The following is a 25,723-nucleotide window of genomic DNA, read 5'->3' on the forward strand; positions in this document are numbered from 1 at the left end:
AGCCATTTTTAAAATTTAACACTTAAATTGAAACCATAAGAGCGAACTGTTTGTAACTCGCCTTTTTCGATCCAGCTTATGGATGCACTTCCCGACGATAATTCGGACGGATCTAGACCTTTAGGTGCTTTTTGCCAGATCATCCAAGGATTTCTAGCGATAACAGCAATTCGGATTGCTTTGAAAGCTGAATTCCCCAATTGATTTTTATTAAAAGTATATCCTAAACTTACTTCACGAAGTTTAATGTAAGAGGCATCATAAAGCCATTCTTCATAGATACTGGTTCCGATGTTGTTTCTGAAATAGGTTCTTGCGTCTACAAACGCATTAACTTCTTCACCTGTGGCTTCTGAGATTCCGTTGATTTCGTAACCTCCTCCATCAGCAAGGGGATCGCGAACATTTTTGCCGTTTGAATTTATCGCTGCTGTTTCTTCCGCTTGTCCAGACTTAACTGCGAGCATCTTTGACCAACTAAAGAACTGGCCACCAGCTTGAAAATCAATCATAGCATTCAAATCAATATTTTTGTATTGAAACGAGTTCAGAAAACCTCCTGTAAAGTCAGGTAAAACAGAACCAAAGTCTACATTTGGCTTTTGTATCGGGAGGTTTGATGCATTCAATAGAATTTTTCCCGTTGCTTCATCACGTTTGTACCCCGGTCCAACTAATGTCCCGAATGCTTGACCTTTATTAGCATAAAGATAAACTGTTTGACTAGAATAAGTATTTGAGCCCAATTCATAGGAGTCAATACCATCAATTAGTTGATGGATTTTACTATTGTTCCTCGCACCATTTAACGTCATATTCCAAGAGAAATTCTCGTTCTTTACAGGTGTTCCGTGTATAGAAACCTCTATACCGTTATTTTCGATATCGCCTGCATTAACTGTCGCTTTGCTGTAACCAGTTCCCGAAGGAGTCGTTAAACTAATAACCTGATCTTTGTTGCGTTGTTGATAATATGTGAAATCAATTCCCAATCTGTTCTTCAAGAATTTAAGATCCATACCAACTTCATAAGAATGCGCGAACGATGGTTTTAAATTGACGTTGTTTAAAATGTCTGGCAAAGTTAATGTCGGGATAGTTTGCGTGGTAGAAGCATAGACACTTCCTACATTATAATTCAATAAAATATCAAATGGATCCACATCAGCACCAGCGACAGCATATGATGCTCTAAGTTTTCCAAAACTCAAGAAAGAGGGTTCTAATAAGTTGCTAAATACAAATGATCCAGAAACCGAAGGGTACCAATACGAGTTGTTTTCTTTCGGTAGCGTAGAGGAGATATCGCGTCTTATCGAAGCATCTAGGAAATATGTGTCTTTATATCCCAAAGATGCCATTGCGTAGAATGAACGTATTTGTTTCTTTAATGAATAAGATTCAACAAGTGGACGATCGATAGAACCTTCAATATTAAAGAATCCTGGGGAACTTAATCCTCCTTGGGTTTTTTGAGTTAAGTAGTCGTATTGGCGATTATAGATATTACCACCAACGTTCGCATTTAAAGTCAAATCATTCCACCGTTTATCATATGTTGCAAGAAATTCATAATTCATTTCATCATTTTGAAATTTACCGACTGAATATCCGTGAGACGATAAAAATGAGCCTGTCCCTGATTCTGAGCGACCTCCAAATGCTAGTTTGCGACTCGTATTTTGGGTAAATTGGTCTTTTCTTATGAATCCAGATAGCTTTAATTCTGGCAACACTTGATAAGTTAAACCTATATCCCCAAAAATACGATCTCTAGAATCGTTGTTTAGATTTTCATAAGCATCGAAGAAGGGATTGTTCCAGTCTGATGGCGTGTTGTTGACAAGTAATCCTGTCGCAGCAACAGGGTTCACATTCCAATTCATAATGGTGCCATCTTCATAACGATAATTTCTCAACCGATTAATATCTATATTACGTTGGAACCATTGTGTCGCTCCAGTGAATGACCCTTGGTAACCCATCACAGGCCGTTGACCTTTATTGTTCGCATAATTAATATTTGCCGAAGCGGTTAATTTGCTTGTTATATCTAAGGATCCGTTAACTGCAAAGTTGTTGCGTTTTAACCATGTGTTAGGATATGTTCCTTTAATATATGTATTGTTATAAGAGAAGCGGATGGAAGAATTTTCTGCTCCGCCACTAATCGTTAATCCATTATTGGTGTTTAACCCTGTCTGAAAAAAGTCTTTAATGTTATCGGGCTGAGGAAGAAATGCTGTTGTTTTTCCGTAATCAGCGTCCTGCGGATAAAAGCTGTAGTACATGCGTACTGGAGTTCCGTCCATTTTTGGACCCCAAGACTCATCATTACCATTTACATACAATTCGCCAGATCCAAGTTTTAAGAAGTTTTGATTGTTTCCAACGCCATAAATGTTTTGTAGTGGCATAAAATTGCCAACTTGCTCAAATGAAGTTGCTGAATTAAGATCAACTGATACCGACTTAGGTCCCTTTTTACCTTTTTTCGTGGTAATCATGATTACTCCATATTGTCCCCTGAGACCATATAAAGCAGAAGCAGCAGGACCTTTTAAAACGTTAATGCTTTCAACGTCTTCTGGGTTTATATCTTGTCCAACGTTACCTAAATCGACACCATTGCCATTGGAACTACTGAAGTTTGCATTCGAAATAGGTGTTCCGTCGATTACCATTAAAGGTTGTCCACCGCCAGTTACTGAATTGATACCTCTAATTTTTATTTTTTGTGTTCCTCCCAAACTGGCCCCAGAAGAACCGGTTACCTGAGCTCCTGCTACTTTTCCTGCCAAAGAACCCAATACGTTATTATCTTTTGTAAACGTTAAATCGTCGCCGCTGACCTTTTGCGTTGAGTATCCTAGGGATTTTTCACTTCTTTGAATTCCTAGGGCGGTAACAACGACCTCATCAATTACTTGGTCGCCGCTATTTAGAGTTACATTTAAAGTCTTTCTACCAGCCACTGCAATTTCTTGAGTTTGGTATCCAACAGCTGTAAAGACTAGGGTGGCATTGTGATCAGCATTTAAAGTAAACAGACCATTATCATTACTTGCGGTACTTATGGAAGTGCCTTTTACCGTAACTGTTACTCCACTTAGAGGAGCTCCATTTTGGTCTGAAACTTTACCAGCTACTGCGATCTGTTGTGCGTTAACGACTTGAATGCTCGCGCAAGCCATTACACACATGGAAGTGAGTAAATGATGTTTCATAATCGAGGTGTTTGAATTGTTTTTTAGGTAATTTTTTGTTTGTTATGCTTTAATAATTCCTATTCCAGGACGGTCGGGTAATTTGCAGATTCCGTTTTCCACATACATACCGTCATAAATGTCGTTTCCTATTAATAACGCGCCGTCAAGATCTGCCCAATCAACAAGTGGTGCGAGTTGTGCAGCGGCAGAAATAGCACATGAAGTTTCCGTCATGCACCCTAACATGACTTTCATGTTTAAAGATCTTGCAAGCTCCGCCATTTGCTTCGCTTCGCGCATGCCTGTACATTTCATCAGTTTAATGTTAATGCCCGTATATACCCCCTGTAATGCGGTGACATCAGCTAATCGTTGACAACCTTCGTCTGCAATTGTTGGAATCGGTGAATTTGCCGTTAGCCAAGCATTCTCATCGATCATCTCCTTAGGCATAGGTTGCTCCAAGAAAACAACATTACGCTCGTGAAGCCAATTTGCCATTTCCAATGCTTGTTCTTTATTTTTCCACCCTTGATTCACATCGGCACAAAGCGGTACATCTGTAACCGAACGTATCGTATCGATGATCATCTTATCGGTATCTAGTCCCAATTTAACTTTTAGAATTTTGAACTGTCCAGCTTCTGCGACTTTCTTGCGAATCATTTCCTCTGTGTCGATACCGATTGTATAAGACGTTGGCGGTATCAAATCAGGATTTAGCCCCCAAATTTTGTAGAAAGGCTGTCCCATTAATTTGCCTAATAAATCGTGCAGCGCAATATCTACGGCGGCTTTAGCGGCTGTATTTTTTGCTTCGACTTTGTCTACATAGCCTAATATTTCTGCTGTTTCAAATGGTGAGGAGAAGCGAGAAAGATCTAGCTTACTTAGGAAGCTCATTACACTTTCTTGCGATTCACCGAGATAAGGTGGCATGCTAGCCTCGCCATATCCCACATGACCTTCATATTCCAATTCTGTTAACACAACAGGTGTCGTCGATCGACTGAAGGATGCTACAGTAAATACATGCCTTAACTCTAGGGTATAAGGTTTGTATCTCAGGGTGAATTTCCCCATTTTTTTAGTTTCCCAAACTGTATTCATTGGTTTGTTATTTGTAATATGGGTTGTTTTTTATTTCTTCAATTTGTGGGTCTTCTGCGCCAATATATCTTCTTGCTGCAACTACTGTACGAGTTTGAAAATCATCGTAATTTGCAGCGTCTTTCAGCATTGAATTGATACGAACAGATCCAGCTGCGTGGATAAACTCACCGTTTCCAATATACATCGCAACATGGGTAACACGCGCGTTTGGATTTGAGTTTTTGCCAGATGCAAAGAACAATAGATCGGCAGGTTTAAGATTTTTTAATGCCTTAGTTGGATCAAAATGCCCATCAGCATCTAAAATATCAATCTTATCGCCTGCTAACACTTGCTGAGAAGCGTCCCTTGGAATTACATATCCATTCATGTAAAAGGCCGTTTTTGTAAATCCGCTACAATCGACACCCTTCACTGAGGTTCCTCCCCACAGATAGGGTAGCCCCATCATGGTTTTAGCACTTGATAATACATTTTCCGACGTCAACGATCGGCTTGCTAACCAAGCTTTGAAACTTAATGCTTCGCTAACTGGTATGTAAGCAATCCGTTTGTCTGGATAAGCCACTTTAAAGAATCCCTTTTCTTTTCCGATTAATTGGAGAATATTTCCGTAGACTAAATCCGAAACACGCATACTTTTTAGATCTGGTTTGGAATATGATTTTCCAAACTCTTGCGTGTAAATAACTTTCTCGTGTCGTTTCCACTGATCGAAAGTCGATTGATCCATAGGTACGACTGATGAACTTGGTATCCAAGAAATGTAACCTTCGGGTGTTCTTACACGATATTCACCTTTATCTTTTTGTAGGATATCTACCTGTGTTCCCAAGATGGCTTGAGTGGCCATTTCCGAAGCATTTCCTGGCTGTGTTCGTAAGTTGGCTACAGATAAATTTATCACGCCATGCGTCTTGTCTGCGACAGATGAGTCAGGGAGATTTTTGATTTTAATGTCCGCTCTTAATTCTTTCAAGTGTTGGTTTATGAAATCATTTGCTGCGGGCTCCGTTGATTCAATGATATAAATATTTCGATTGATATCGGATTGCGTTAATGCAACAATTTTAGTTCGTTTATCAGGTGCAAAATTTTGTTTCGCCTGTGTAACAACCTCTTGTACTCTCTTGAAAATGCTGGAATCGCTTTGTGCATAAGTGAATTGTGCAGCGAAAAGGGATAAACAAACAATATGGATTAATTTCTTGTTCATTGTTATCGATTAAAATGCTAACTAGTAAGGTAAATGTGCATAAATATGCGAATAAATCTGGTTATATTACCTATTTTTCACAGCTTTTTATCCACAATTGCATAAAATCTTGCATATCCTTGCAACATTTATCGTTTAATCTTGCAAAACTTGTCATTTTGCTAAAGGGTAGATATTATCGTGAAAGGAAGTATATTTGTTTTTCTTTAATCAATAAGAACAAATAAACCCATATGAATTCAAGAAGAACATTTATTATACAAAGCGTCATTGGTGCAGCAAGTTTGAGTGCCTTGGCCTCGACGACATCCTGTAAGAATTCTAAAAAACCTACATCTAAAGGGAAGCAACCTATTGTTATCTCGACATGGGATTTTGGAGTGGCGGCAAATAAAGCTGCGTGGGAAGTTCTAGGAAAAAGTGGTCGCGCTTTGGATGCCGTTGAGAAGGGTGTGAAGATTGCTGAGGCGGATTTAACTAATCACACTGTTGGGAAAGGTGGATATCCTGATCGCGATGGTCACGTCACTTTAGACGCTTGCATTATGGACGAACTCGGCAATTGCGGTTCTGTTGCTGCAATGGAGCATATCGCACACCCCATATCGGTAGCTCGATTAGTCATGGAGAAGACTCCACATGTGATGCTTGTAGGTGAAGGGGCTATGCAATTTGCACTGGAGAATGGCTTTCAAAGAGAAAATTTACTTACTCCGGAGTCTGAGGAGGCTTGGAAAGAATGGTTAAAAGAAAAGAAATATAATCCTGTGATGAACATTGAGAACAAGTCGTTCGCAACAGAGAAATTACCAGGAAATCAATATAATCACGATACTATAGGAATGCTAGCTTTGGATGCTGAAGGTAATCTATCCGGTGCCTGTACAACGAGTGGCATGGCGTTTAAGATGCATGGACGTGTTGGCGATAGTCCGATCATTGGAGCAGGATTGTATGTCGATAACGAAGTTGGTGGCGCTACTTCCACGGGCGTTGGTGAAGAGGTGATTCGTACCGTTGGCAGCTTTTTAGTGGTGGAGTTGATGCGACAAGGGTATTCCCCTGAAGACGCTTGTAAAGAAGCGGTATTGCGTATCGTAAAGAAAAAGCCAGACATCGCGAAGGATATTCAAGTTGGTTTTTTGGCATTGAATAAACAAGGAGAATACGGTTCTTATGCATTACAGGATGGTTTTACTTTTGCCGTCTGTACTGATGAAAGGCAAGATTTGATTGAAAAAGGAAAATTCCATTACAAAAGCGAGCCTGCTAAATAGGCTTTTCTTTGTAAATTTGAATATAAAAACAGAATAAAAATGAAAGCAACGTTCGGAGGAGGATGCTTCTGGTGTACAGAAGTTATCTTCCAAAATACAAAAGGAGTACATGCTGTATTACCAGGATATATGGGTGGACAACGTGAAAACCCTACATATGAGCAAGTGTGCTCTGGTGCCACAGGACATGTAGAAGTGATAGAGATTGATTTCGATGAAAATCAGATTAGCTTTCAAGAACTGTTATCAGTATTCTTCAAAACCCATGATCCTACAACACGAAACCGACAAGGTGCAGATGTTGGGACACAATATCGTTCGGTAGTTTTTTATCACAATGAAGCACAAAAAGAAGAAGCAATTGCTTTAATCGCTGGTTTAGAAGCTGCAAAAGTTTACGACAATCCAATTGTTACTGCAGTTGAATCAGCTGAGACTTTTTGGGAAGCTGAGGATTATCATCACGATTATTTTAATCAAAATCCGCAAAATCAATTCTGTCAAGTGGTCATCGCACCTAAATTGACAAAATATTTAAAGAGTTTGGATCACTAATTACAGTGATTCAGACTCTTTAAATATTACTACATCGACTATTTTGCTAATTATAACGATTTTAAGAATGCAGCAACTCGCCGAACGTCACTAATCAAGACATCGATAGTGTTCGGCGACTTTACTTCCTAGAATCTACAATACCTAAATGTTGTTTCCCAACCAATACGAATAAAGACTTGAGTTAAAAATATTATTGGAATATCTACCAATTTAGTAGAGTAATATTCTATATTTGTGAAATTTTCAATTAGATCTGCGTTTGAACACTGAGAATGATATAGATCGTATACTTGTTGACCGATTAAAGCAATCGGACCGCAAGAGCTTTGAGCAGATTTATGAAAAATACGCAGTTCAACTTTATTCGGTTTGTTATCGGCGGATTCAAGATATAGAAATATCGAATGATATCATTCACGATATCCTACTGTCACTATGGGAAAATAGAAATAGGAAGGATATCAACAATCTACGCGCCTATTTATTCCAAGCACTTCGCTATAAAATTATCGATACGTTTCAACAAAGAAGCAAAACCCATAAGCTGTATGAATCGTATTTAGTTAATCTTCAACAAAATTACATTGGTACGGACCATGCCTTACGGACCAAGCTCTTTCAAGAATTAATAAAAGCAGAAATCGATCGTTTGCCCAGAAAAATGAAAGAAGTTTTTCTTTTAAGTAGGGAGCAGAATTTAACTTATGAACAGATCGCTCAAAAGCTAGGAATATCAGAGCAAACAGTTCGCTCCCATATGAAACACGCTTTGAGAAGATTAAGTGTTAAACTAAGTTTTGTTATTTTTTTATTATTTAATTATTATTTTTTACCCCCTAAGCCTTATAACCTCGACTTCATAAATAGGGACGGTCTTTCGTCCATTGTGTTTTATGAGAAAGAAGAATTATTTAAGTCGCATTTTATTAGATAAATATCACTCTGGTCAATGTTCCGATGCAGAAAAAAAACTTGTCGAAGACTGGTATGATTCGATAGGTGAGGATAAGGATAACCTGAGCAATGATCAAATTAAAGAGAATTTGTCGCAGATAAAGGTTCGGCTAACTGAAGATCTATCAGCTCCTGTCCGTATACAAGCATGGTACCGCCGCCCCGCAGTTGTCGCTGCCATATTCATCACTGTATTGGGGTTTATGATTTCCTTTCATTTTCTACGAAAAAGTACTCCAACTAATCAACAGGTTATTCCATTAGATCAAGAACAGGCATACTTGTTATCTGCTCGTGGTGATAGTGTTAACTTAACGGGGATGGTTGAGGGAGAGTCCGTTATGATGGGAGCTCTGAAAATTGTTAAGCATCAAAACGGTGACTTTGAAACAGACATTTCATCTAGCGCAACTCCAGAGTTTATCAATTTGGTAACTCCTCCTGCAAGTCAATTCCGATTTACACTTCCAGACGGTACGCGCATCCATTTAAATGCGAGTTCGGTTTTAACATTTAAAACATCATTCGGAGAGACAGATCGTTCGGTTGTTTTAAACGGTGAAGCCTATTTTGAGGTTGCAAAAATGAGATCTGCTGACGGTAAACACCTTCCATTTCTTGTACGTAGTAAAGGTCAAATGATTAAAGTTTTAGGCACCCATTTCAATGTTTGCGCCTATGATCATGATGTATATTGTAACACGACCTTGTTAGAGGGGGCTGTCGAACTGCGCTCGTTGATTGGCAATGGAAAATCTATTGTATTAAGGCCAGGTCAAAAAATAAGTTTAAATAACAGCACAGGTAAGCTGATGATGGTTTCTCGAGAGAAGGAAGTTGAGATCGATTGGAAAGAGGGGTACTATAAATTTGATGACGAAAAGCTATCGGTTCTTTCAAAACGTTTATCTCGATGGTACAATGTCGAAATTGAAGTAGATACTGCTATTCAGAACTTGACCTTTGGCGGTCGTCTTTCACGAAAAGAAGACCTGAAAAAGGCTATAGAGATACTGGAGATGACTGATGACATCAAAGTTGACTTGATTCAAGATACAAACAAAACCAAATTAATAATAAAACCTAAATGATTATGAAAAAATGAAACGAGCACCCTAGTTACATAAAGTCTTAAAATAGCACGGAGGTGTTGGAGCACCTCCGCCTAGTTTAATAAGGCTTTTCGATAAATTCTTTAGATCAAATTCACTTACAATACCTCATTATGAACAAAAGTATAAAAAAACAATTGTCTGGAACAGCTTTGTCCCAAGTAAAACGTTGGGATTTGCTCATGAAGGAAACCTTGAGTTTTCTACAGACTAATAAAAGTCTCGTTAGGTCGATATTTATGAAAATGCAATTAATATCATTTATTCTCTGTTTTTGTTTAATGCAAGTGGTAGCCAAGTCGAATGCTCAAACTTTCAATATCAAAGGGGATAATTTAAAACTAAGCCAAATTTTCGATCAGATTAGTGAGCAGGGGAACTATGATATTCTTTATAACAGCAAAGATATATCGAAGGCATCACCAGTTTCGATTAATATGAGTAATGTGAGCCTTGAAACCCTACTTAAATCCACGTTGAAAAATCAACCGTTTGAATATCAGATAAAAAACAAAACTATTGTGATAAAGGCTGTTGATGAATTGGATGTACAACAGCGGATTAGCGGGAGAATTCTGGATGAAAATGGTAAACCATTAGCGGGAGCGGGGATTTCTGCAATTGGTAGTAACATTCAGACAGCATCAGATCAAGATGGATATTTTCAATTGGCTAATGTTCCCTCCAGCGTTAAGAAATTACAAATTACCTACGTCGGAATGGAAAAATTAATCCTTAACATACAAGCAGACATGGGGAGAATTATTATGCGTAGTTCGAGTTCAGAGCTCGACGAGGTGATGATTCATACAGGATATCAAAGTTTGCCAAAAGAGCGGTCTACAGGCGCATTCGATGTTATCTCTGGGAAGCGTTTGGAAGGTAAATTACAGACCAACGTATTGGAACGATTAGAAGGGATGGCGCCTGGGTTAATGTTGATTAATGGTAAGGATACTGGAGGTGATGCGCTCACAATTCGTGGCGTATCGACTCTTTTCGGAACAGCACGTCCCTTGATTGTTGTGGATAATTTTCCGATAGAGGGTGATATTAATAGTATTAATCCCAATGACGTAGCGAGCATCTCTGTATTAAAAGATGCAGCCGCTGCTTCGATTTGGGGAGCTCGAGCCGCAAATGGTGTAATTGTAATAACTACAAAGAGAGGGTCGAAAGGAACTGCACAATTTCAATATAGCAATAGTTTTCAGTTTGAGGCTAAACCCAATATCGATTATCTAAACCGGTTGGGCGCAGCAGAAGATATTGCAATAGAGTCCCTATTGGTGCCTAGAACGGCTCAATTCGAGCAAAACACTCGTCTTAGAGGACGGGAAGTTTCTAAATTCACGCAATTACTAATGGATTCGCTGACAGGGAGAATTTCTGTAGATGATTTCAATAAGCAAGTCAATTGGCTTTCAAAGCAAGATAATTCCCAGCAGATTAAAGATTTGTTGATGCAAGGTGCATTTCTTCAAAATCATAGCTTAGCGTTAAATGGAGCTAGTGATCGTTTTCGATACTATAGCTCGTTAAATTTTACAGATCGTCGAGGGTCTAATCTGAAAGAACGAAGTAAAAACTATAGTGTTTTCTTAAAAACAAGCGTTGATCTAACTTCGAAATTGCAGTTTGCAATTAGTAGCAATTTCACCTTTGGAAACGGAACGCAAGCTCCCGTTCAAGCACTCGATATTTTTCGATTGAAGCCTTATGATTTATTGCAAGATGACCAGGGTAATCCACTCGCAATGAATAGAGCAGCGGGTAGTTCGGGGCAATCTTCTTCAAATATTTACTCCATAAACCAACGAAAGGCTTGGGGATTGGATGACGAATCCTACTTTCCTTTATTGGAAATGGATCGTACTGACATTACCAACAGAAACAGCAGTAATCGCATTCAAGCGGAGTTGGTATACAAACTTGAATCGGGGATTGGATTTAACGTGAGTTATCAATTGGAAAAGGGGAATTCATACCTACGCAATTATGCACACCCGAATCAAGCAAATTTGGTAAAGCAAATCAATGACTATGTTACACCGATTCTAGGGAATAATAATGAGGTGATGGTTAATCCAGATGGAACATTATTAACGCCCATCTTTAATATCCCACAGGGTGGAAAATTGGATGAAACGCGTTTGGATTATAATAGTCATGTGATTCGCGGATGGATGGATTTCAATAAGACTTTCCAAGATCACCAGATATCAGCAATTCTCGGTTTAGAGAATCAGCAAGTAAAGTCGTCGGGTAGCCAATTAACAAAGTATGGATATGATGATAATAGCTTAAACTTTATTCAATTAGATCATCAGCGTCTTCAAGAAGTGACACCAATACTTCAAACATTGACGGGAGTTCGTACGGAGTTTTCGGTATCAGATGCCTTCAGGTATACTGAAAACCGCTTTGTTTCAGCATTTGCAAATGCTTCATATACCTACAAGTCGAAATATACATACAGCGGAAGTATCCGTATGGATCAAACAAACCTTTTCGGAACGGATAAAAAATATCGATATGCGCCGATGTGGTCTTCAGGATTAAGTTGGAATCTAGCGAAAGAGGATTTTATAAAAGATATTCCAACGATCAATGAATTCAAGATACGCGCAACCTATGGTATTAACGGGAATATTCCAAAAAATTCGGGACCCTTTATGATCGCAGAGGCCGGTATAAATTACTTAAGCTTTTTGCCAAGTCTTCTCGTGACAACGCCACGTAATGATGGATTACGCTGGGAGCGCACCGCGGTAACAAATATTGGATTAGACTTAACGCTCTTTGATTATCGTGTTCGATTTAAAGGGGATTATTATTTGCGTCGAAGCAGCGACTTATTGGGCGATGAGCAAATAAACCCTACATACGGTTTCGAATCAGCACAGCTAAATACAGCAAGTATGAATAACGATGGGTTTGAGCTTCAATTAACTACGCAAAATATCAAGAATAAAGATTTTGGTTGGACGAGCACACTCATGTTTGCACAAAATAGGAACAAGATTACTAAAGTACATCAGGGTACGCGATTTAGCAATCCACGCGCAATAGCAGCAGGAAGTCCTTTTTTTGAAGGGAAGCCATACGGAGCCCTATATAGCTTTAGATATGGAGGACTATCGCCTGACAAGGGACAATTACAAGTTTTAAATGAGCGCGGTGAAATTGAGCCTAATCAACTTAGCAGTAACCTTGAACTTGCATATTATTCCGGTAATAGACGCCCAATTAGCAATGGTGCGATAGGAAATAATTTTAGGTACAAGAGTTTTGAGCTAGACTTCATGTTCGTTTTTTATTTAGGTCATTTGATGCGACAAAACATGCCCGACGCTTTATTTGGAATATATTCAATGGACGGCAGGCTTGCAGATGCTTGGAAAAAGCCAGGCGATGAAGCAAACACCATTATACCTAATGTAGTATTGGATAACGCTAATTACTACACTTATACATATTATAGAAATTTTTTAGATGTTAATGTGTTTGATGCCGATTATGCAAAATTGAGAGAACTGATTTTAACGTATAACCTACCAATCGAAGTTTTAGGAAAGCAACGTACAATTAAATCATTGCAAATCAATTTGCAGGGGAGAAATCTTTGGACTTTACGTAAAAATAAGGAAGGTATAGATCCTGAATCATTTTCGGGCGGAGCTAGAACACTGCCAGTTTCTCCAACCTATGCCTTTGGATTAAATCTTACTTTTTAAGATCTAGAATAAAATATTTACAGCTAAATACAACGCGATGAAAAAGTTTATTTTCCCTATCATATTGGTAAGCCTCTTTCTCTTATGTTCTTGCGATAAATACTTGGACATTAAGCCAAAGGGCTATGTAATACCGCAAACCGTCGAAGATTATGAACGAATCTTAAATGATATCAAATTGACTAAGATATTGTCAGATGGAATCGAGAAGTTATCAGATGATTTTTATGACCCTTCTATTGTTGAAGGAACCGATATTTCTGCAGTAGACTACAGACTATATTTTTGGCTTGAAGATCCCTATTCTACACCTTCTGATCTGACCTACTATTCTTATTGGAATATGCTATATAATAGGATTTATCAATACAATGCAATTATCAATGGTATTGATGAAGCAGCGGGAGCCACACAACAGCGAAAAGACGCCGCTAAAGGGCGAGCTCTAATAGGTCGGGCAATTTGTTATTACTATTTGAATAATATCTATGGCCAAATACCGAAGTCCAAAGATGACCAAACTGCATTAGGCGTTCCTTTGGTGGTTTCAAATGCGTTGAATGAAGAGTTGCCAAGCCGCAGTTCTACCTTGGCGAGTTTTGATTTTATAGTGAATGATCTAAAGCAAGGAATTCCCTTAATCCCAGCAAGTTCATTGAGTAATTTTCAGATTAATAAAGCGGGAGCGTATGGTTGGTTGGCACGTGTTTATTTGACGATGAAGGAATACGGTTTGGCTGGAGAAGCAGCGCAGGAAGCATTAAAAATTAACAACAAATTATTGGACTACAACAGCCAGTATACGCGAATATCGACAGGAGCTAACGATAGTATTTACATGACTAAAGCAGGTTCTACAGTTACCATACCTGCCCAAAATCCAGAAAATTTACATGTCGTTCATTTTGATTATACAAGAGGAATGGCATTTCAATACCTTGCAAACTCCACTTTGTCCGCCTTTGACCTAAAGGACCTCCGTCGGATGAATATTATTGCAAGCAATGTTCTTTCAGGGGGAGTTGGTGAGTGGGATGGACGTTACGTGTACATGGGGGCAATTAGTTATAATTATAGTGTTGGCCCAACGACAGCGGAAATGTATTTAATCCTATCGGAGTCACAAGCAAGGGTACAAAAATATCAGGATGCAATTAATAGTCTGAATAAGCTCCGTAAAAACCGGATTGAATCCGCTTTTTACCAAGACTTGGTACATGTTGACGCTAAAAGCACTATGCAAAAAATCTTCCGTGAGCGACGAGCAGAGTTATTGTTTAAAAGTGTACGTTGGTTTGATATGCGTAGATTACAAAATGACGCTGAATTTGGTTTTACTGCCGAACATGAATTAGCAAATGGAAAAGTGTTGAAGTTGGTTCCCAATAGCCCTCGTTATACCATGACAATTCCAGCCGGTGCAATTAATAAACAAATCATCCAAAATCCCTAACTCATGAAATTCAACTTAGTATGGCTCATTTTGAGCATTTATATAGTCTCAACGCTTCCCGTTATAGCTCAAAGTAGTGGGGCAACACTGACAATTTACGCTCAAGGCACATCAAATAACGAGGTAATAGTAAATTCACCGGTAGATGGGTTCTATTTTCAAAAGAATCAAAGCAAATTCGAATTAGATTCCGTTAGTCAGCAAAAAAAAGTAAGAATACCAATCGATAAGCAGGCAATTATAACTGTTGAGAATAATTTTCGAACGGCGAAGCTTATCGTCTCACCAGGGGATTCAGTTAATCTAAAATTCCATGAAAAGGACAGTTTAGAGATTAGTGGTTCCAATGCAGAGGGGCAACTTTTGTTGAATAGAATTACGAATGACAACACTCGCTTTAGATTTGAAGAATTGAATACCGAAAGTACGATTGATGGTAGAAAACGTAAGTTGACAATGTTGGAGAATGTGGATTTAAGTAAGATAAATGCACTTGTTAAAAGAAAAGATATTTCTGAGAAATTCGCGAACGCAATAAAGAAAGAATTATCGATCTATTATAAACTTTTATTGTCGACAAACTTGTTTTTCACGGCGCGACCGCTAGTTTTTGGGGATACAAGTACCCCTGTAGATCGTGATTTTGTGCAGGCCTGGAAGGAATTGTATAAACCAATAAATGCGGGTTGGGCAGAATCACCCTTGTTCCCATTGCTGGTTAGTCGTTATTCAAGTCTGTTGTCGATTGAGTACCCCGAGGTTCGTTTGAAAAAGCAACCCTACATGCTTTCCCAAATCGAGCTGCTTGAGAAACGTTTAGACGGGCGCTTACTGGAATATGCATGGGGGAATGCGATTGTTGAAGGATTGGCGAATAACGAGAATGAGTTGATATGGATTGAGAATTTTGAACGTTTTAAGAACCAGTTTCCACAGAGTAAACTAATCGTACTCTTGAAGCCTGAGATTGATGCCGTCAAAGAATACCATTTGAAGCTCTCGCAAGCGACGAATTCTGAAGTGGAATTCCTAGATAGCACTGCGCAATATTCGTCGTTGAAAGAGCTTTTTCGAGGAATTAAAGGTAATTTTTACTATGTCGATCTTTGGGCGACTTGGTGTGGACCATGCAAACAAGAATTACAATTTAGTATGAAGCTGCATAGTGAGATTGAGGAAATTGGTTATCAAATAATTTACCTATCGATTGATGATGATCGAGCAGATGGTAAATGGAGAGAGATGGTAAAGGGATATCCGCTAAAAGGCAAAAATATGCGAGCCAGCGAAGCCCTTCGGAAATCCTTGAGCAATGAAGTTCCAAAGTTTAATGGTATCCCAAGATATCTAATCGTTAATAGCGAAGGTGAGATTGTTGAGTGGGATGCTAAGCGACCTAGTGATGGCACAGATTTACTGGAACAATTGAAATCTATGAAACGGTAAGAAATTAAGTAATGCGTAAAATGTAAAATCGAATCCCTCAGGTCTGACTTGGGGGATTTTTATATAGATTATAAAACTGTGCCCTAGAATAATGATCAATGCTATATAACAAAAAAGGCTGTAGATTCTACAGCCTTTTTTGTTATCAATATGAATGCTTAAAACAAACCGATTTGTCCGCTATCATCCATCTGTATATCATCGGGATTGGTGATCTCTAAGGATATATCAGACCCAGTATTTTGAGCTGGCGTATCTGTATCTTCCGCTGATTCAATTGTTAAATCCGGAGATTTCACTTCCGTTTCAGCTTTTGGAATTTCGTTCGTCTTCGATAGATCCTTTTCTTCACTTAACAATTTCACTTTCTTCACCGAATGGAAAGACAGTCTATTCCCTTGTGCCTTCATTCCCTTGATATCAACAATTTCATTTAACGGCTGTTCAAAGCTTTCTTTGGTTTGTGATTTTCCTTTGAGAATGTCTAATGATACAACAGGCTCATCATTGTTGGTCAATAGGACTAGCTTGCTATCTTCTCCGATAAACTTAGTCCGCTTACCAACCGGAAGATCATCGAAATTGAAGCGTTTAACGTAATATGTACCTTTACTATCAACATGAATTGCCGTATAGGTTTGTTCCGGATGGAATTTCTCCATGCGGACCATTTTCTCATCAAAGTGGTTGCTCAAGTCGAAGTTGGATAATTCGTACGTACCATCATTCATGGTCAATAAGATTTTATCATCTCCATCGAATTCACCTAAGAAACGTCCTCTTTCATCTGCATTTAGACGTTTTAAAACATCATCATACCATATCTTACGACCAGAAAGGGTAGAAACACCTGCGCTTTTGAAAGCGACTTTCTTCATCGGGTATTTGCTAACGATATTACCTTGAGAAGCACGCCCTTTGATTGCAATTTCAGCGAAATCCATATCGAAACTCAATTTTCGTAATTTCGAATGAGGTTTCAATTGAATATTCACTACTTCGGCTTCACCATTGGAATTAGCAGAGAAGTATAGGATTTTGGACCCTTTGGTTGCTTTTCCTATATCGTAATCTTTATCACGCGTAACTCCTGTTACAGCAAATCGTTTGATATAGCTGGTGCCAGTTCCCCCGTCTTTATAGATCACGTTATATATCGTACGTTCATCACCTTTTTTAAACACGGCAACATGAATGATATCTTTTCCAACGAAAACTTTATCCTGCACTTTAACAATGGAATATTTTCCATCGCCACGGAAAACGATAATATCGTCAATGTCAGAACAATCGCCAACTAGCTCATCTTTTTTCATGTTGGTACCGATAAATCCTTCTTCTCGATTAACGTAAAGTTTCGCATTAGCAAGTGCCACTTGCGAAGCTTCTACGCGATCAAATGCACGAAGTTCAGTTTTACGCGTACGATCTTTGCCATATTTTGAACGGATATATTCAAACCACTCAATGGTGTATTCTGTTAAATTCTTAAGATTTTTACGAACTTCCTTAATGTCATCTTCTAAAGATTTCATTTGTTCATCAGCCTTCTTTACATCAAAGCGGGTGATACTACTCATTGGTTTATCGATCAAACGCTTGTAGTCTTCCGGTTCGATTGCACGATAAAACTGAGGAAAAAACGGTTCAAATAAGCGGTTTAATACCGTTACTACGGTGTCAAAATCCCCGGCATTTTCATAATCACTATGCTTGTACATCCCTTCTTGGATGAATATTTTTAACAAAGAGCTAAAGAATATTTTTTCTTGAAGTTCATGCAAACGTATTTCCAATTCTTGTTTTATCAGGCTCTTTGTCTGCTTGGTGTTTTCGATTAAAATATCATTCACACTCATAAAGAGCGGTCTGTTATTTTTAATCACACAAGTATTGGGAGATATGGAGGATTCGCAACCCGTAAATGCGTAAAGCGCATCGATTGTGACATCTGGAGATATTCCTGGTGCTAGATGAACCATGATCTCGACAGATCCCGCCGTATTATCCTCAATTTTTTTGATTTTTATTTTCCCTTTTTCGTTTGCGGCGACTATGCTGTCGATCAAACTACCAGTCGTTGTACCAAAAGGAATTTCAGTGATCGCGAGTGTTTTTTTATCGCGCTCTTCAATCTTCGCTCGAACCCGAATTTTACCACCGCGTCTACCTTCGTTATAATTGGAAACATCCGCCAGACCACCTGTAGGAAAATCAGGATAAATGGAAGGGCGCTCTCCACGGAGAACTTGGATAGATCCCTCAATTAACTCATTGAAGTTATGAGGCATAATTTTGGTCGCTAAACCTACCGCAATACCTTCTGCACCTTGGGCTAATAACAAAGGAAACTTTACAGGAAGAGTAACTGGTTCTTTGTTTCTACCGTCATAGCTTAATTGCCAATCTGTAGTGTCGGGGTTGAAGACAACCTCATTTGCAAATTTGGATAAACGTCCTTCAATATAACGAGCTGCAGCTGCAGAGTCTCCAGTAATCGGATCTCCCCAGTTACCTTGACAGTCTATTAATAAGTCTTTTTGTCCAATTTGAACCATTGCATCACCAATAGAAGCATCTCCATGTGGGTGATACTTCATGGTATTACCAATTACATTTGCAGCTTTATTATAACGCCCATCATCCATTTCCTTTAAGGAATGGAGAATACGACGTTGAACGGGTTTAAAGCCATCGTTAATATGTGGCACAGCACGATCTAAGATCACATAAGATGCGTAGTCTAAAAACCAGTTTTCATATAAACCTGAAAGGGCTACGGTGCTGCTTTGCTGGTCTGAATTCTGCGCTGATTCGTTGATTTCGTCTGTGTTGTTGGTTTCGTCACTCATTTACTATTCCGTCAATTTTTTGCTGTTTGCAGTACGGTTGCAAACCTCGTAAAAATACAAAAATGATTTTACTTCTAGGCATAGCATTGGGCCTACTAACGGAAGTATTCCGTTTCCAGGGAGAATTGAATGTTACAAAGAGGAATACCATTCTTAACCGAGTGTTAGTCGTATAAAATTGTTTTTCATTTTTCTATGTATTCCATTATTGAATAAAGGTTTTAATTAGCGTGTTGAGTTATGTTTGTTAATTGTTTGTACTTTTAGTGGTACACTAAATTTGATTTTCTATGAAAACTCTATTTGCGCTACTTTTCTTTTTTTATAGTTTTTCTTCCGCGTTTGCACAAACTCCGAGCGGCAAGAACATATCCGATGTTGTTTATGTGAAGGATGCTGACGCTTACCGGACGGAGCGCTGTCGATTGGATCTATATATTCCCAAAGGCGTCAAAGATTTCGTTACTGTTATTTGGTATCATGGAGGTGGATTAACTGGCGGAGAGCGAGAAATTCCTAGTTACCTGAAGGACCGAGGAATAGCGATTGTAGGAGTAGGGTATCGTTTGTCGCCAAAGGCTAAGGTTTCAGAAATCATCGACGATGCAGCAGATGCTGTCAAATGGACAATGGATCATATTGAGGCTCATGGGGGGAGTAAAAACAAAATAGTGTTATCTGGACATTCCGCAGGAGCTTATCTTGCATTAATGTTGGCGTTGGACAGCTCACATCTAGCCGGATTAGGCGTAAATGCCAATGATCTTTTAGGTGTCGTTTCATTCTCGGCCCAAACCATTACACATTTTACTGCGCGAGCTGAGCAGGGGATTGCTATCAATCAACCAACAATTGATAAACTAGCTCCACTTTTTTGGGTTCGAAAGGATGCCCCTAAAATCACCCTGATTACGGGAGATCGGGAGTTAGAGATGGTCGGAAGATATGAGGAAAATGCCTATTTGGCGCGCATGCTAAAAATTACTGGGCATCCTCAGGTTAAGCTTTTAGAATTGGATGGCTTTGATCATGGAATGACCTATCCAGCATTTCCTTTACTATTGAAAGAAATAGCAAATTGGAGCAAATAGTAGATTATAATACATGAAGTTCAGTTGATTTATTATTTGAATGAGCGAACGTAGGATTCGTATATAAATTCTGAAAAACATTCCAATAACTTGCCGACATCTTTTCCCATGAATAATGCTGTTTCGAATAAGATTGATATTTCTTTTTGTCGTCTTGGAACTCGCTTGGATTGTTGTAAACCTTGGTCATTATTGATTTCCACGCTTCCTTGTCCCCAGACTGCACGAGGATTCCATTTTTCTTATCGATAATTGCGTCCGTAATTCCTTCCGTTGCGGAAGCGAGTACTAAAGTACCAGCGAGCGATGCTTCGAGACAAACCAGCCCAAAGCCTTCCATGTCTCCGGGCACTTGTATGTTTGGCATCAAGAACGACGAACTATGTACGAGGAAGCTCCGAAGATCATCAAATGGAATTTTCCCCAAATGTTCGACTTTCGAACCAATATCAGGATCTTTCAATAGTTTACGGATATTTTTTTCATCAGAGGGGTATCCCAAAAATAAAGTGAGCATTTGATAGATTCTTTTCGGAAGCAGGTTTAAAAGTTTTTCCAGCCAACTTGATTTTGCATTATACGGCCCAATCATCAGTAACTGGAACTCATTCGGCATCTCACGAACAACTTGATCGAGTAGCCATGAGAAGCCTTTACGTTGTACTGGTCTTCCCAAAGTAATCATAAAGCTTCCTTTGGATATAATAGAAGGATAACGATTTTGGAGTTCTTCGAGTGACTTAGGAGGAATCTCTGCGATCTGATGATCGACGCCATTCGCAATAACGGTGACTTTTTCAGGCGCTATGCCTCGATTTATAGCTTCAATTGCTGTAGCATGGCTAACAGCAATGATTTGATCATACATGTTAAATTTAGGGAGAATCTTTTTTTGAAAATAGGGCCAAGGAAAAACGACGTCCAGACCATGCAAGGTTACCACGCGTTTCAGGTTTTGATATCCTTTATGACGTAATGCAATTGCGGCGATAAGTCCATCGTTAAAATGGACTATTTGGATATTGGGATTTTCTTTTAGGATTCGCAAGATGCTTCTATTGAGTTGCCAGAAAAACATAAGTAAGCTCTCCTTGTCTTTTTGAAAAACTAGGCGATGGATTTTGGTATACTTGGCAATCCCCTCCACGAGTTCATAATTTTGTTTTTCCATTCCGCCAGTCCCTGGTGGATGCTTGTGACTAACAAATAATATTTCAGGCCTTAAAAGTTGCATGTTGTACATCCTTTTTGATAAAAAAATAAAGAATAAAGCCGATCCCAATCCATATGATTTGTCGGGCGCGTCGAAGAATGGATACGGTAATCCAAGCCGTCGCACTGTGAATTCCGATTAAGGCGAGCATAATCTTATTGCCTAGTTCTTCGATACCAAGCTGACCAGGTATAAAAGCAGCGAAACTCTTAAAGACAATAACACTCATGTCAAGGAGCACACCTTGAATCACGCTAACATTAAAACCTAGAAAAATTAGTATAAGATAAAATTCCAAGCTGCCAATTAGCCAATGTATGGCAGCAAGTAGGTAGGAATACCAAAATGATTTAGGGTCATTCTGATAGGTTTGGCTAATATTGAACAGTAATCCTTTACTCTTTTGGATTAGAGTTTGAAGAACGTTGGGCTTCGTCAGCTCTTGAGGACGATTGGATTGATTTTTCTTTTTTGAGATCCAAATAAAGAAATAGACTTTTAGAAAAATCAGTAGGATGAAAAGCCCGCAAAAGACGTAGCCATACCTGCTGTTGATTAAAGAACTGTTATTGTAGAGTAAGTAAATACAGGCGATTAAAAAGATTAAAATTTGCGAGAGCACCGCCGTTATTCGAGCAGTTGCGACAGACTCTATGGCGCTAAGTTGGTCTATGTGGTAGCGACCTAGCATTTGTGCTTTTAGTAAGTCGCCTCCAATGATGCTTGTCGGATTGTATTGTCCGACGGTTTCTCCGACTTGACGAATGGAGAATAATTGTAGGATTGATATTTTGCTTCGATTTTTTTTGAGCGTGACATGCCATGACCAAGTGCCAAAGAAATATGCTAGGTAGGTAATGATCAATAAATAAAAAAACTTGAAGCCTATATTTGCGAGCGTATGTTTTATACTTTGGAAATCTGTTTTCCAAATAAAAACTATCATACAAATTAGTACAACAATGAATAGTAAAATTTTGGTTCGCCTGACGTAAACGCTTAGCTCGCTGCCCATATAACTTCTTTCCTTTTATCGCCTGCCAAAAGTTCAATCTCTTCGAAATAAGTTTCTGCGAGGGCATCCCAATCCAATAACCTCGCATACCTTAATCCAGCCTCTTGGATTTGTTGATAGGCGCGTTCGTGATTCAGTATTTTGTGGAGATAATGAACGTATTCTTTCGCATTGTTGGGGGAACATTTGTATCCAGTTCTACCGTGTTCTACCAAACTGCTACTGCCACCGCCATTCGCAATAATACAAGGCAATCCAGACGCCATGGCTTCAATAATTACGTTTCCATAGGTTTCAGAAATCGAGGGGAATATAAAAGTATCGGCGGAAGCATAAAGAATGGATAATTCTTGATGTGAAAGTTTTCCAAGAAAGATGGCTTCAGGCATCTCTTCCATAGCTTGATTTTTAGCAGCACCTTCACCTGCAATAATGAAGTTGTAAGGCATACCTTCTTGTTCCAGAAGCTTATAGACCTCGATAAGCGTTTGGATGTTCTTCTCCCATACTAGTCGGCTGGCAAAAAGTATATTTGGTTTATTATTAAGCGTTAGATTTTCAATGAATACTTTGCTTCTTTTTTTGGGGTTGAATAATTCGCAATCAATTCCACGTTGCCAGATTTGAAGTTTGTCTTTTTCGATTCCAAGACGTTGAAGCTCTAATTCAATGTTGCGCGTAGGTACATACACGCGTTCGCAATTATTATAGAATCGTTGCATTGTTCTTTGCATCCATTGTTCTGTTGGACGGATGAAAGCCTTTAAATTCCGTAAATAATAGGCGATGTAAGAAATAAAGTGGGTATGATAAATACTAATAACTGGAATGTTTCTACTCTTCGCATACTTTAAAGCAAAGAATCCGAGTATGGATGGCGTAGCGATATGAATTACATCGGGTTGAAAATCATCCAAAGCGAGTGCGATTTTCTTTTTAGCGAGCTGCGGTAATGCAATCGCGTAATCCTCGTTGACCGGAATTTTTAGGGTTGGAACCTTGTGGCTTTGAAAATTTCTAAATGTTTCGGGACCGACTCCGTAAACAAAGAAGTAAGCGTAATCATTCGGATTGATTCGATTGATGAGTTGGAACATCGTCCTTGCGGCTCCATCGAAATCTTCAACTAACATTTCTGTGAAAAAAGCAACCTTCTTCATTCTGTTGTGTTTTCTGGGTTCTGGTAAAGTTAGGTTCCAGATATTTAGTCATTGAAAAGATTTCGTTAAGGAATCGTATAAATCATATTACCGTACTATTATCAGTTAACTTTTTCCTTTTTTTCGCTAAACAAATCTTTAATACTAATTGAAAATTCAGGTTATAGTGTAAATCTAATTTTGTGATAGAGCAAAGTTTAGAGACATATGCTAGTCAATATTCCTTACCCACGAAAGAGTAGAGCTTGGAATTTCCGGTTGTTTGGATTACTCTCCTTATTTTTAGCCATTCTGAGTTTCTTTTTTAGTTTTATGCCAAACCGTACCGCCCGAGCAAACGTATTTATTGATCGGGAAGAGCTTGGACTAGCGACGGCCGGAGAGTTTAGCGTACTGACCTATAATGTAGCAGGTTTACCCCAGCTGATTTCTTCAGCGAAAACGCCTCGTGCCTCAAGCATCAAACGTATTGGAGCACGTATCGGGGCTTTTGATATTGTCAATGTGCAAGAAGACTTCAATTACAATGAATATCTCTACGCTGATAATGGACACCCTTATCGGACCGAGGCCATGGGTTCTATTCCATTTAGCGATGGTTTGAGTACTTTATCGAAGTATCCGATTGTAGAAATAGAGCGCATTGCTTGGAAACATTGTAGCGGTGCGGATTGTTTAACACCCAAAGGTTTCAGCTATATGCGGATTCAATTAGGACGGGACGTGTTTTTAGACGTTTATAATCTACATGCTACAGCTCAGGACAACCCGGATGCAGTGAAGGCGAGACGTGAGAATCTACAACAATTCGCTGCTTATTTAAAGGCGCATTCTTCCGATGAGGCGGTATTAATCATGGGTGATTTTAATGCACATTATGCCTTTTCAGAAGATAATATTCGTTCTTTTAAAGAAGAAACTGGAATGCGTGACGGTTGGGTTGAGCTACAGCAGCAGGGCAAAGTTCCGGTAATTCGCGATTCTTTTAAAGCTGGATTAGCATTAGATATTGATGAACATTGCGAAAGTATTGACAAGATATATTTCAGGAGTAGCGATCGACTAGCATTTGAAGCCAAAAGTTACCGGGTTGAAAAAGATCTTTTCGAAGATGAATCTGGTTTAGCATTGTCGGATCATTGTGCTGTATCGATGCAATTTGAATGGAAAATAATAGGAGACAAGCAAGATTCTTCCTTATCGGGTATTTCCGAACAAAAAGATAATGTTTTGAATAAAGTTGCTAAATTATAGATAGATGACTGTACTTTTTATCATCGTAATTTTACTAATCGCACTATTGTTTTTGTTTAATAGTCTTAAACACAAGTTGATTTCTGTAAATTTTCCAGTTCAGGAACAGACAGATGAAACAAAGGTGTTAAAAGGAGAATTCAGTATTTTGACGTACAATATCGCTGGCCTGCCGCAAGGAATTTCCGCAGCAAAGACGGCAAGAAAGGAGGCCATTACGGAGATTGGAGAAAAAATTTCCGCTTTTGATATCGTCAATGTTCAGGAAGATTTTAACTACAATCATTCTTTATATGCTAAGAATGAGCATGTATACAGGACGAATCATAAGGGGAAAATCCCTATTGGGGATGGCCTAAATACGCTTTCGCATTTTCCCATTCTTTCTTTTCAGCGAATCCCTTGGAGGCATTGCTCAGGACCTGATTGTTGGACCGTCAAGGGTTTTAGTTTGACACAAATACAGCTCGTTCCAGGGATTATTATTGATGTCTATAATGTACATGCGAACTCAAGTGACGTAGCACGTGCAGTAAGGGCGCGAAGAGAGAATTTTCGACAACTAGCAGCATTCATCAACGAACATTCAAAAGATAAGCCTCTTATAGTCATGGGGGATTTTAATGCGCATTACGCCTATAAGAAGGAAAACTTATATGAGTTCATTGAATCAACGGGCTTAACGGATGGCTGGGTGAACTTCTTACGGAATGACGAATTCCCTAAAATCATTCCGAAATTTGTTGCAGAACATATGCTTTCGCTGACTAATGATAGTGAAAGTTTGGATAAGGTCTTTTTTCGAAATAGTGAACATTTGAAATTTCAGCCTAGAAAGTATCATATTGAAAGTTCATTATTCACAAACGCCAATAATGAACCGCTTTCGGATCATTTAGCTGTATCGATGCAGTTTGACTGGGAGTTGACTTACGATTCGTTGAAGCAGGCGCAACAGAGCAAGCCAGTATTAGAGCAGAAAATTTTAGCCGAAGTATAAAAAGATCGCAATTGAATTCGTACAATAAAAAAAAGGCCGTCCAATAAGACGGCCTTTTTTATT

17 protein-coding genes are annotated in these 25,723 nt (G+C 38.8%); 10 read left to right on the plus strand and 7 right to left on the minus strand.

Annotated features, from left to right (window positions below; all coding sequences use genetic code 11):
• Positions 1-8 precede the first annotated feature (8 nt).
• Genes GFH32_RS04405 through GFH32_RS04415 form a run of 3 tightly spaced genes read right to left on the minus strand, consistent with a single transcriptional unit; the run spans position 9 to position 5,538 of the window.
• Entirely contained in the window at positions 9-3,227 is a 3,219-nt protein-coding gene (locus GFH32_RS04405) for a SusC/RagA family TonB-linked outer membrane protein (protein ID WP_153509921.1), read from the minus strand.
• 42 nt (positions 3,228-3,269) lie between these two features.
• A complete protein-coding gene (locus GFH32_RS04410; protein ID WP_153509922.1) occupies positions 3,270-4,319 on the minus strand; it encodes a dipeptide epimerase in 1,050 nt (349 codons plus the stop codon).
• Between the two features lie 7 nt (positions 4,320-4,326).
• A complete protein-coding gene (locus tag GFH32_RS04415) occupies positions 4,327-5,538 on the minus strand; it encodes a C40 family peptidase (protein WP_153509923.1) in 1,212 nt (403 codons plus the stop codon).
• A gap of 233 nt (positions 5,539-5,771) precedes the next feature.
• Between GFH32_RS04415 and GFH32_RS04420 the strand changes: the two genes are divergently transcribed.
• The 7 genes from GFH32_RS04420 to GFH32_RS04450 all read left to right on the plus strand — a co-directional run bounded on the left by GFH32_RS04420 (position 5,772) and on the right by GFH32_RS04450 (position 16,075).
• Positions 5,772-6,815 (plus strand): N(4)-(beta-N-acetylglucosaminyl)-L-asparaginase, encoded by a 1,044-nt coding sequence (locus GFH32_RS04420; RefSeq protein ID WP_153509924.1) that lies wholly within the window; start codon positions 5,772-5,774, stop codon positions 6,813-6,815.
• Between the two features lie 39 nt (positions 6,816-6,854).
• Complete coding sequence (msrA, locus tag GFH32_RS04425) at positions 6,855-7,370, plus strand: peptide-methionine (S)-S-oxide reductase MsrA (RefSeq protein ID WP_153509925.1); 516 nt, start codon at positions 6,855-6,857, stop codon at positions 7,368-7,370.
• A gap of 262 nt (positions 7,371-7,632) precedes the next feature.
• Positions 7,633-8,307 carry an RNA polymerase sigma factor gene (locus tag GFH32_RS04430; protein ID WP_160366786.1) on the plus strand — a complete coding sequence of 225 codons (675 nt, stop codon included), beginning with the start codon at positions 7,633-7,635 and terminating at the stop codon, positions 8,305-8,307.
• A complete protein-coding gene (locus GFH32_RS04435) occupies positions 8,267-9,418 on the plus strand; it encodes a FecR family protein (RefSeq protein WP_153509927.1) in 1,152 nt (383 codons plus the stop codon). The genes GFH32_RS04430 and GFH32_RS04435 overlap by 41 nt, the downstream gene beginning before the upstream one ends.
• 134 nt (positions 9,419-9,552) lie before the next feature.
• Positions 9,553-13,176: a SusC/RagA family TonB-linked outer membrane protein gene (locus tag GFH32_RS04440; RefSeq protein ID WP_153509928.1), complete on the plus strand. Its 3,624-nt coding sequence runs from the start codon at positions 9,553-9,555 to the stop codon at positions 13,174-13,176.
• Positions 13,177-13,213: 37 nt separating this feature from the next.
• The gene (locus GFH32_RS04445) at positions 13,214-14,629 is read left to right on the plus strand and encodes a RagB/SusD family nutrient uptake outer membrane protein (RefSeq protein WP_153509929.1); all 1,416 of its coding nucleotides are present in this window, start codon (positions 13,214-13,216) and stop codon (positions 14,627-14,629) included.
• A 3-nt stretch (positions 14,630-14,632) separates the two neighbouring features.
• Positions 14,633-16,075, plus strand: a complete 1,443-nt coding sequence (locus GFH32_RS04450; RefSeq protein WP_153509930.1) for a TlpA family protein disulfide reductase — start codon at positions 14,633-14,635, stop codon at positions 16,073-16,075.
• A gap of 158 nt (positions 16,076-16,233) precedes the next feature.
• On the opposite strand, the gene GFH32_RS04455 is transcribed toward GFH32_RS04450, so the two are convergent.
• Positions 16,234-18,927, minus strand: a complete 2,694-nt coding sequence (locus GFH32_RS04455; protein WP_153509931.1) for a DNA gyrase/topoisomerase IV subunit A — start codon at positions 18,925-18,927, stop codon at positions 16,234-16,236.
• Between the two features lie 290 nt (positions 18,928-19,217).
• Here GFH32_RS04455 and GFH32_RS04460 point away from each other — a divergent pair, with 290 nt between their 5' ends.
• Positions 19,218-20,018: an alpha/beta hydrolase gene (locus GFH32_RS04460; RefSeq protein ID WP_153509932.1), complete on the plus strand. Its 801-nt coding sequence runs from the start codon at positions 19,218-19,220 to the stop codon at positions 20,016-20,018.
• A 4-nt stretch (positions 20,019-20,022) separates the two neighbouring features.
• Here GFH32_RS04460 and GFH32_RS04465 read toward each other — a convergent pair whose 3' ends face one another.
• The 3 genes from GFH32_RS04465 to GFH32_RS04475 are packed head-to-tail and all read right to left on the minus strand — an operon-like array spanning position 20,023 to position 23,406.
• On the minus strand, positions 20,023-21,189 hold the full coding sequence (locus GFH32_RS04465; RefSeq protein WP_194285670.1) for a glycosyltransferase family 4 protein: 1,167 nt from the start codon (positions 21,187-21,189) through the stop codon (positions 20,023-20,025).
• A 43-nt stretch (positions 21,190-21,232) separates the two neighbouring features.
• Positions 21,233-22,246, minus strand: a complete 1,014-nt coding sequence (locus GFH32_RS04470) for a lysylphosphatidylglycerol synthase transmembrane domain-containing protein (protein ID WP_153509934.1) — start codon at positions 22,244-22,246, stop codon at positions 21,233-21,235.
• Positions 22,231-23,406: a glycosyltransferase family 4 protein gene (locus GFH32_RS04475; protein ID WP_153509935.1), complete on the minus strand. Its 1,176-nt coding sequence runs from the start codon at positions 23,404-23,406 to the stop codon at positions 22,231-22,233. The genes GFH32_RS04470 and GFH32_RS04475 overlap by 16 nt, the downstream gene beginning before the upstream one ends.
• A gap of 207 nt (positions 23,407-23,613) precedes the next feature.
• Between GFH32_RS04475 and GFH32_RS04480 the strand changes: the two genes are divergently transcribed.
• Together GFH32_RS04480 and GFH32_RS04485 are read left to right on the plus strand one after the other, a co-directional pair.
• Entirely contained in the window at positions 23,614-24,660 is a 1,047-nt protein-coding gene (locus tag GFH32_RS04480; protein WP_153509936.1) for an endonuclease/exonuclease/phosphatase family protein, read from the plus strand.
• 4 nt (positions 24,661-24,664) lie between these two features.
• Positions 24,665-25,660, plus strand: coding sequence for an endonuclease/exonuclease/phosphatase family protein (locus tag GFH32_RS04485; RefSeq protein WP_153509937.1), 996 nt, complete (start codon positions 24,665-24,667; stop codon positions 25,658-25,660).
• Positions 25,661-25,723: the final 63 nt, after the last annotated feature.

It is taken from the genome of Sphingobacteruim zhuxiongii, assembly GCF_009557615.1.
In the GTDB taxonomy this organism is placed as follows: Bacteria; Bacteroidota; Bacteroidia; order Sphingobacteriales; family Sphingobacteriaceae; genus Sphingobacterium; species Sphingobacterium zhuxiongii.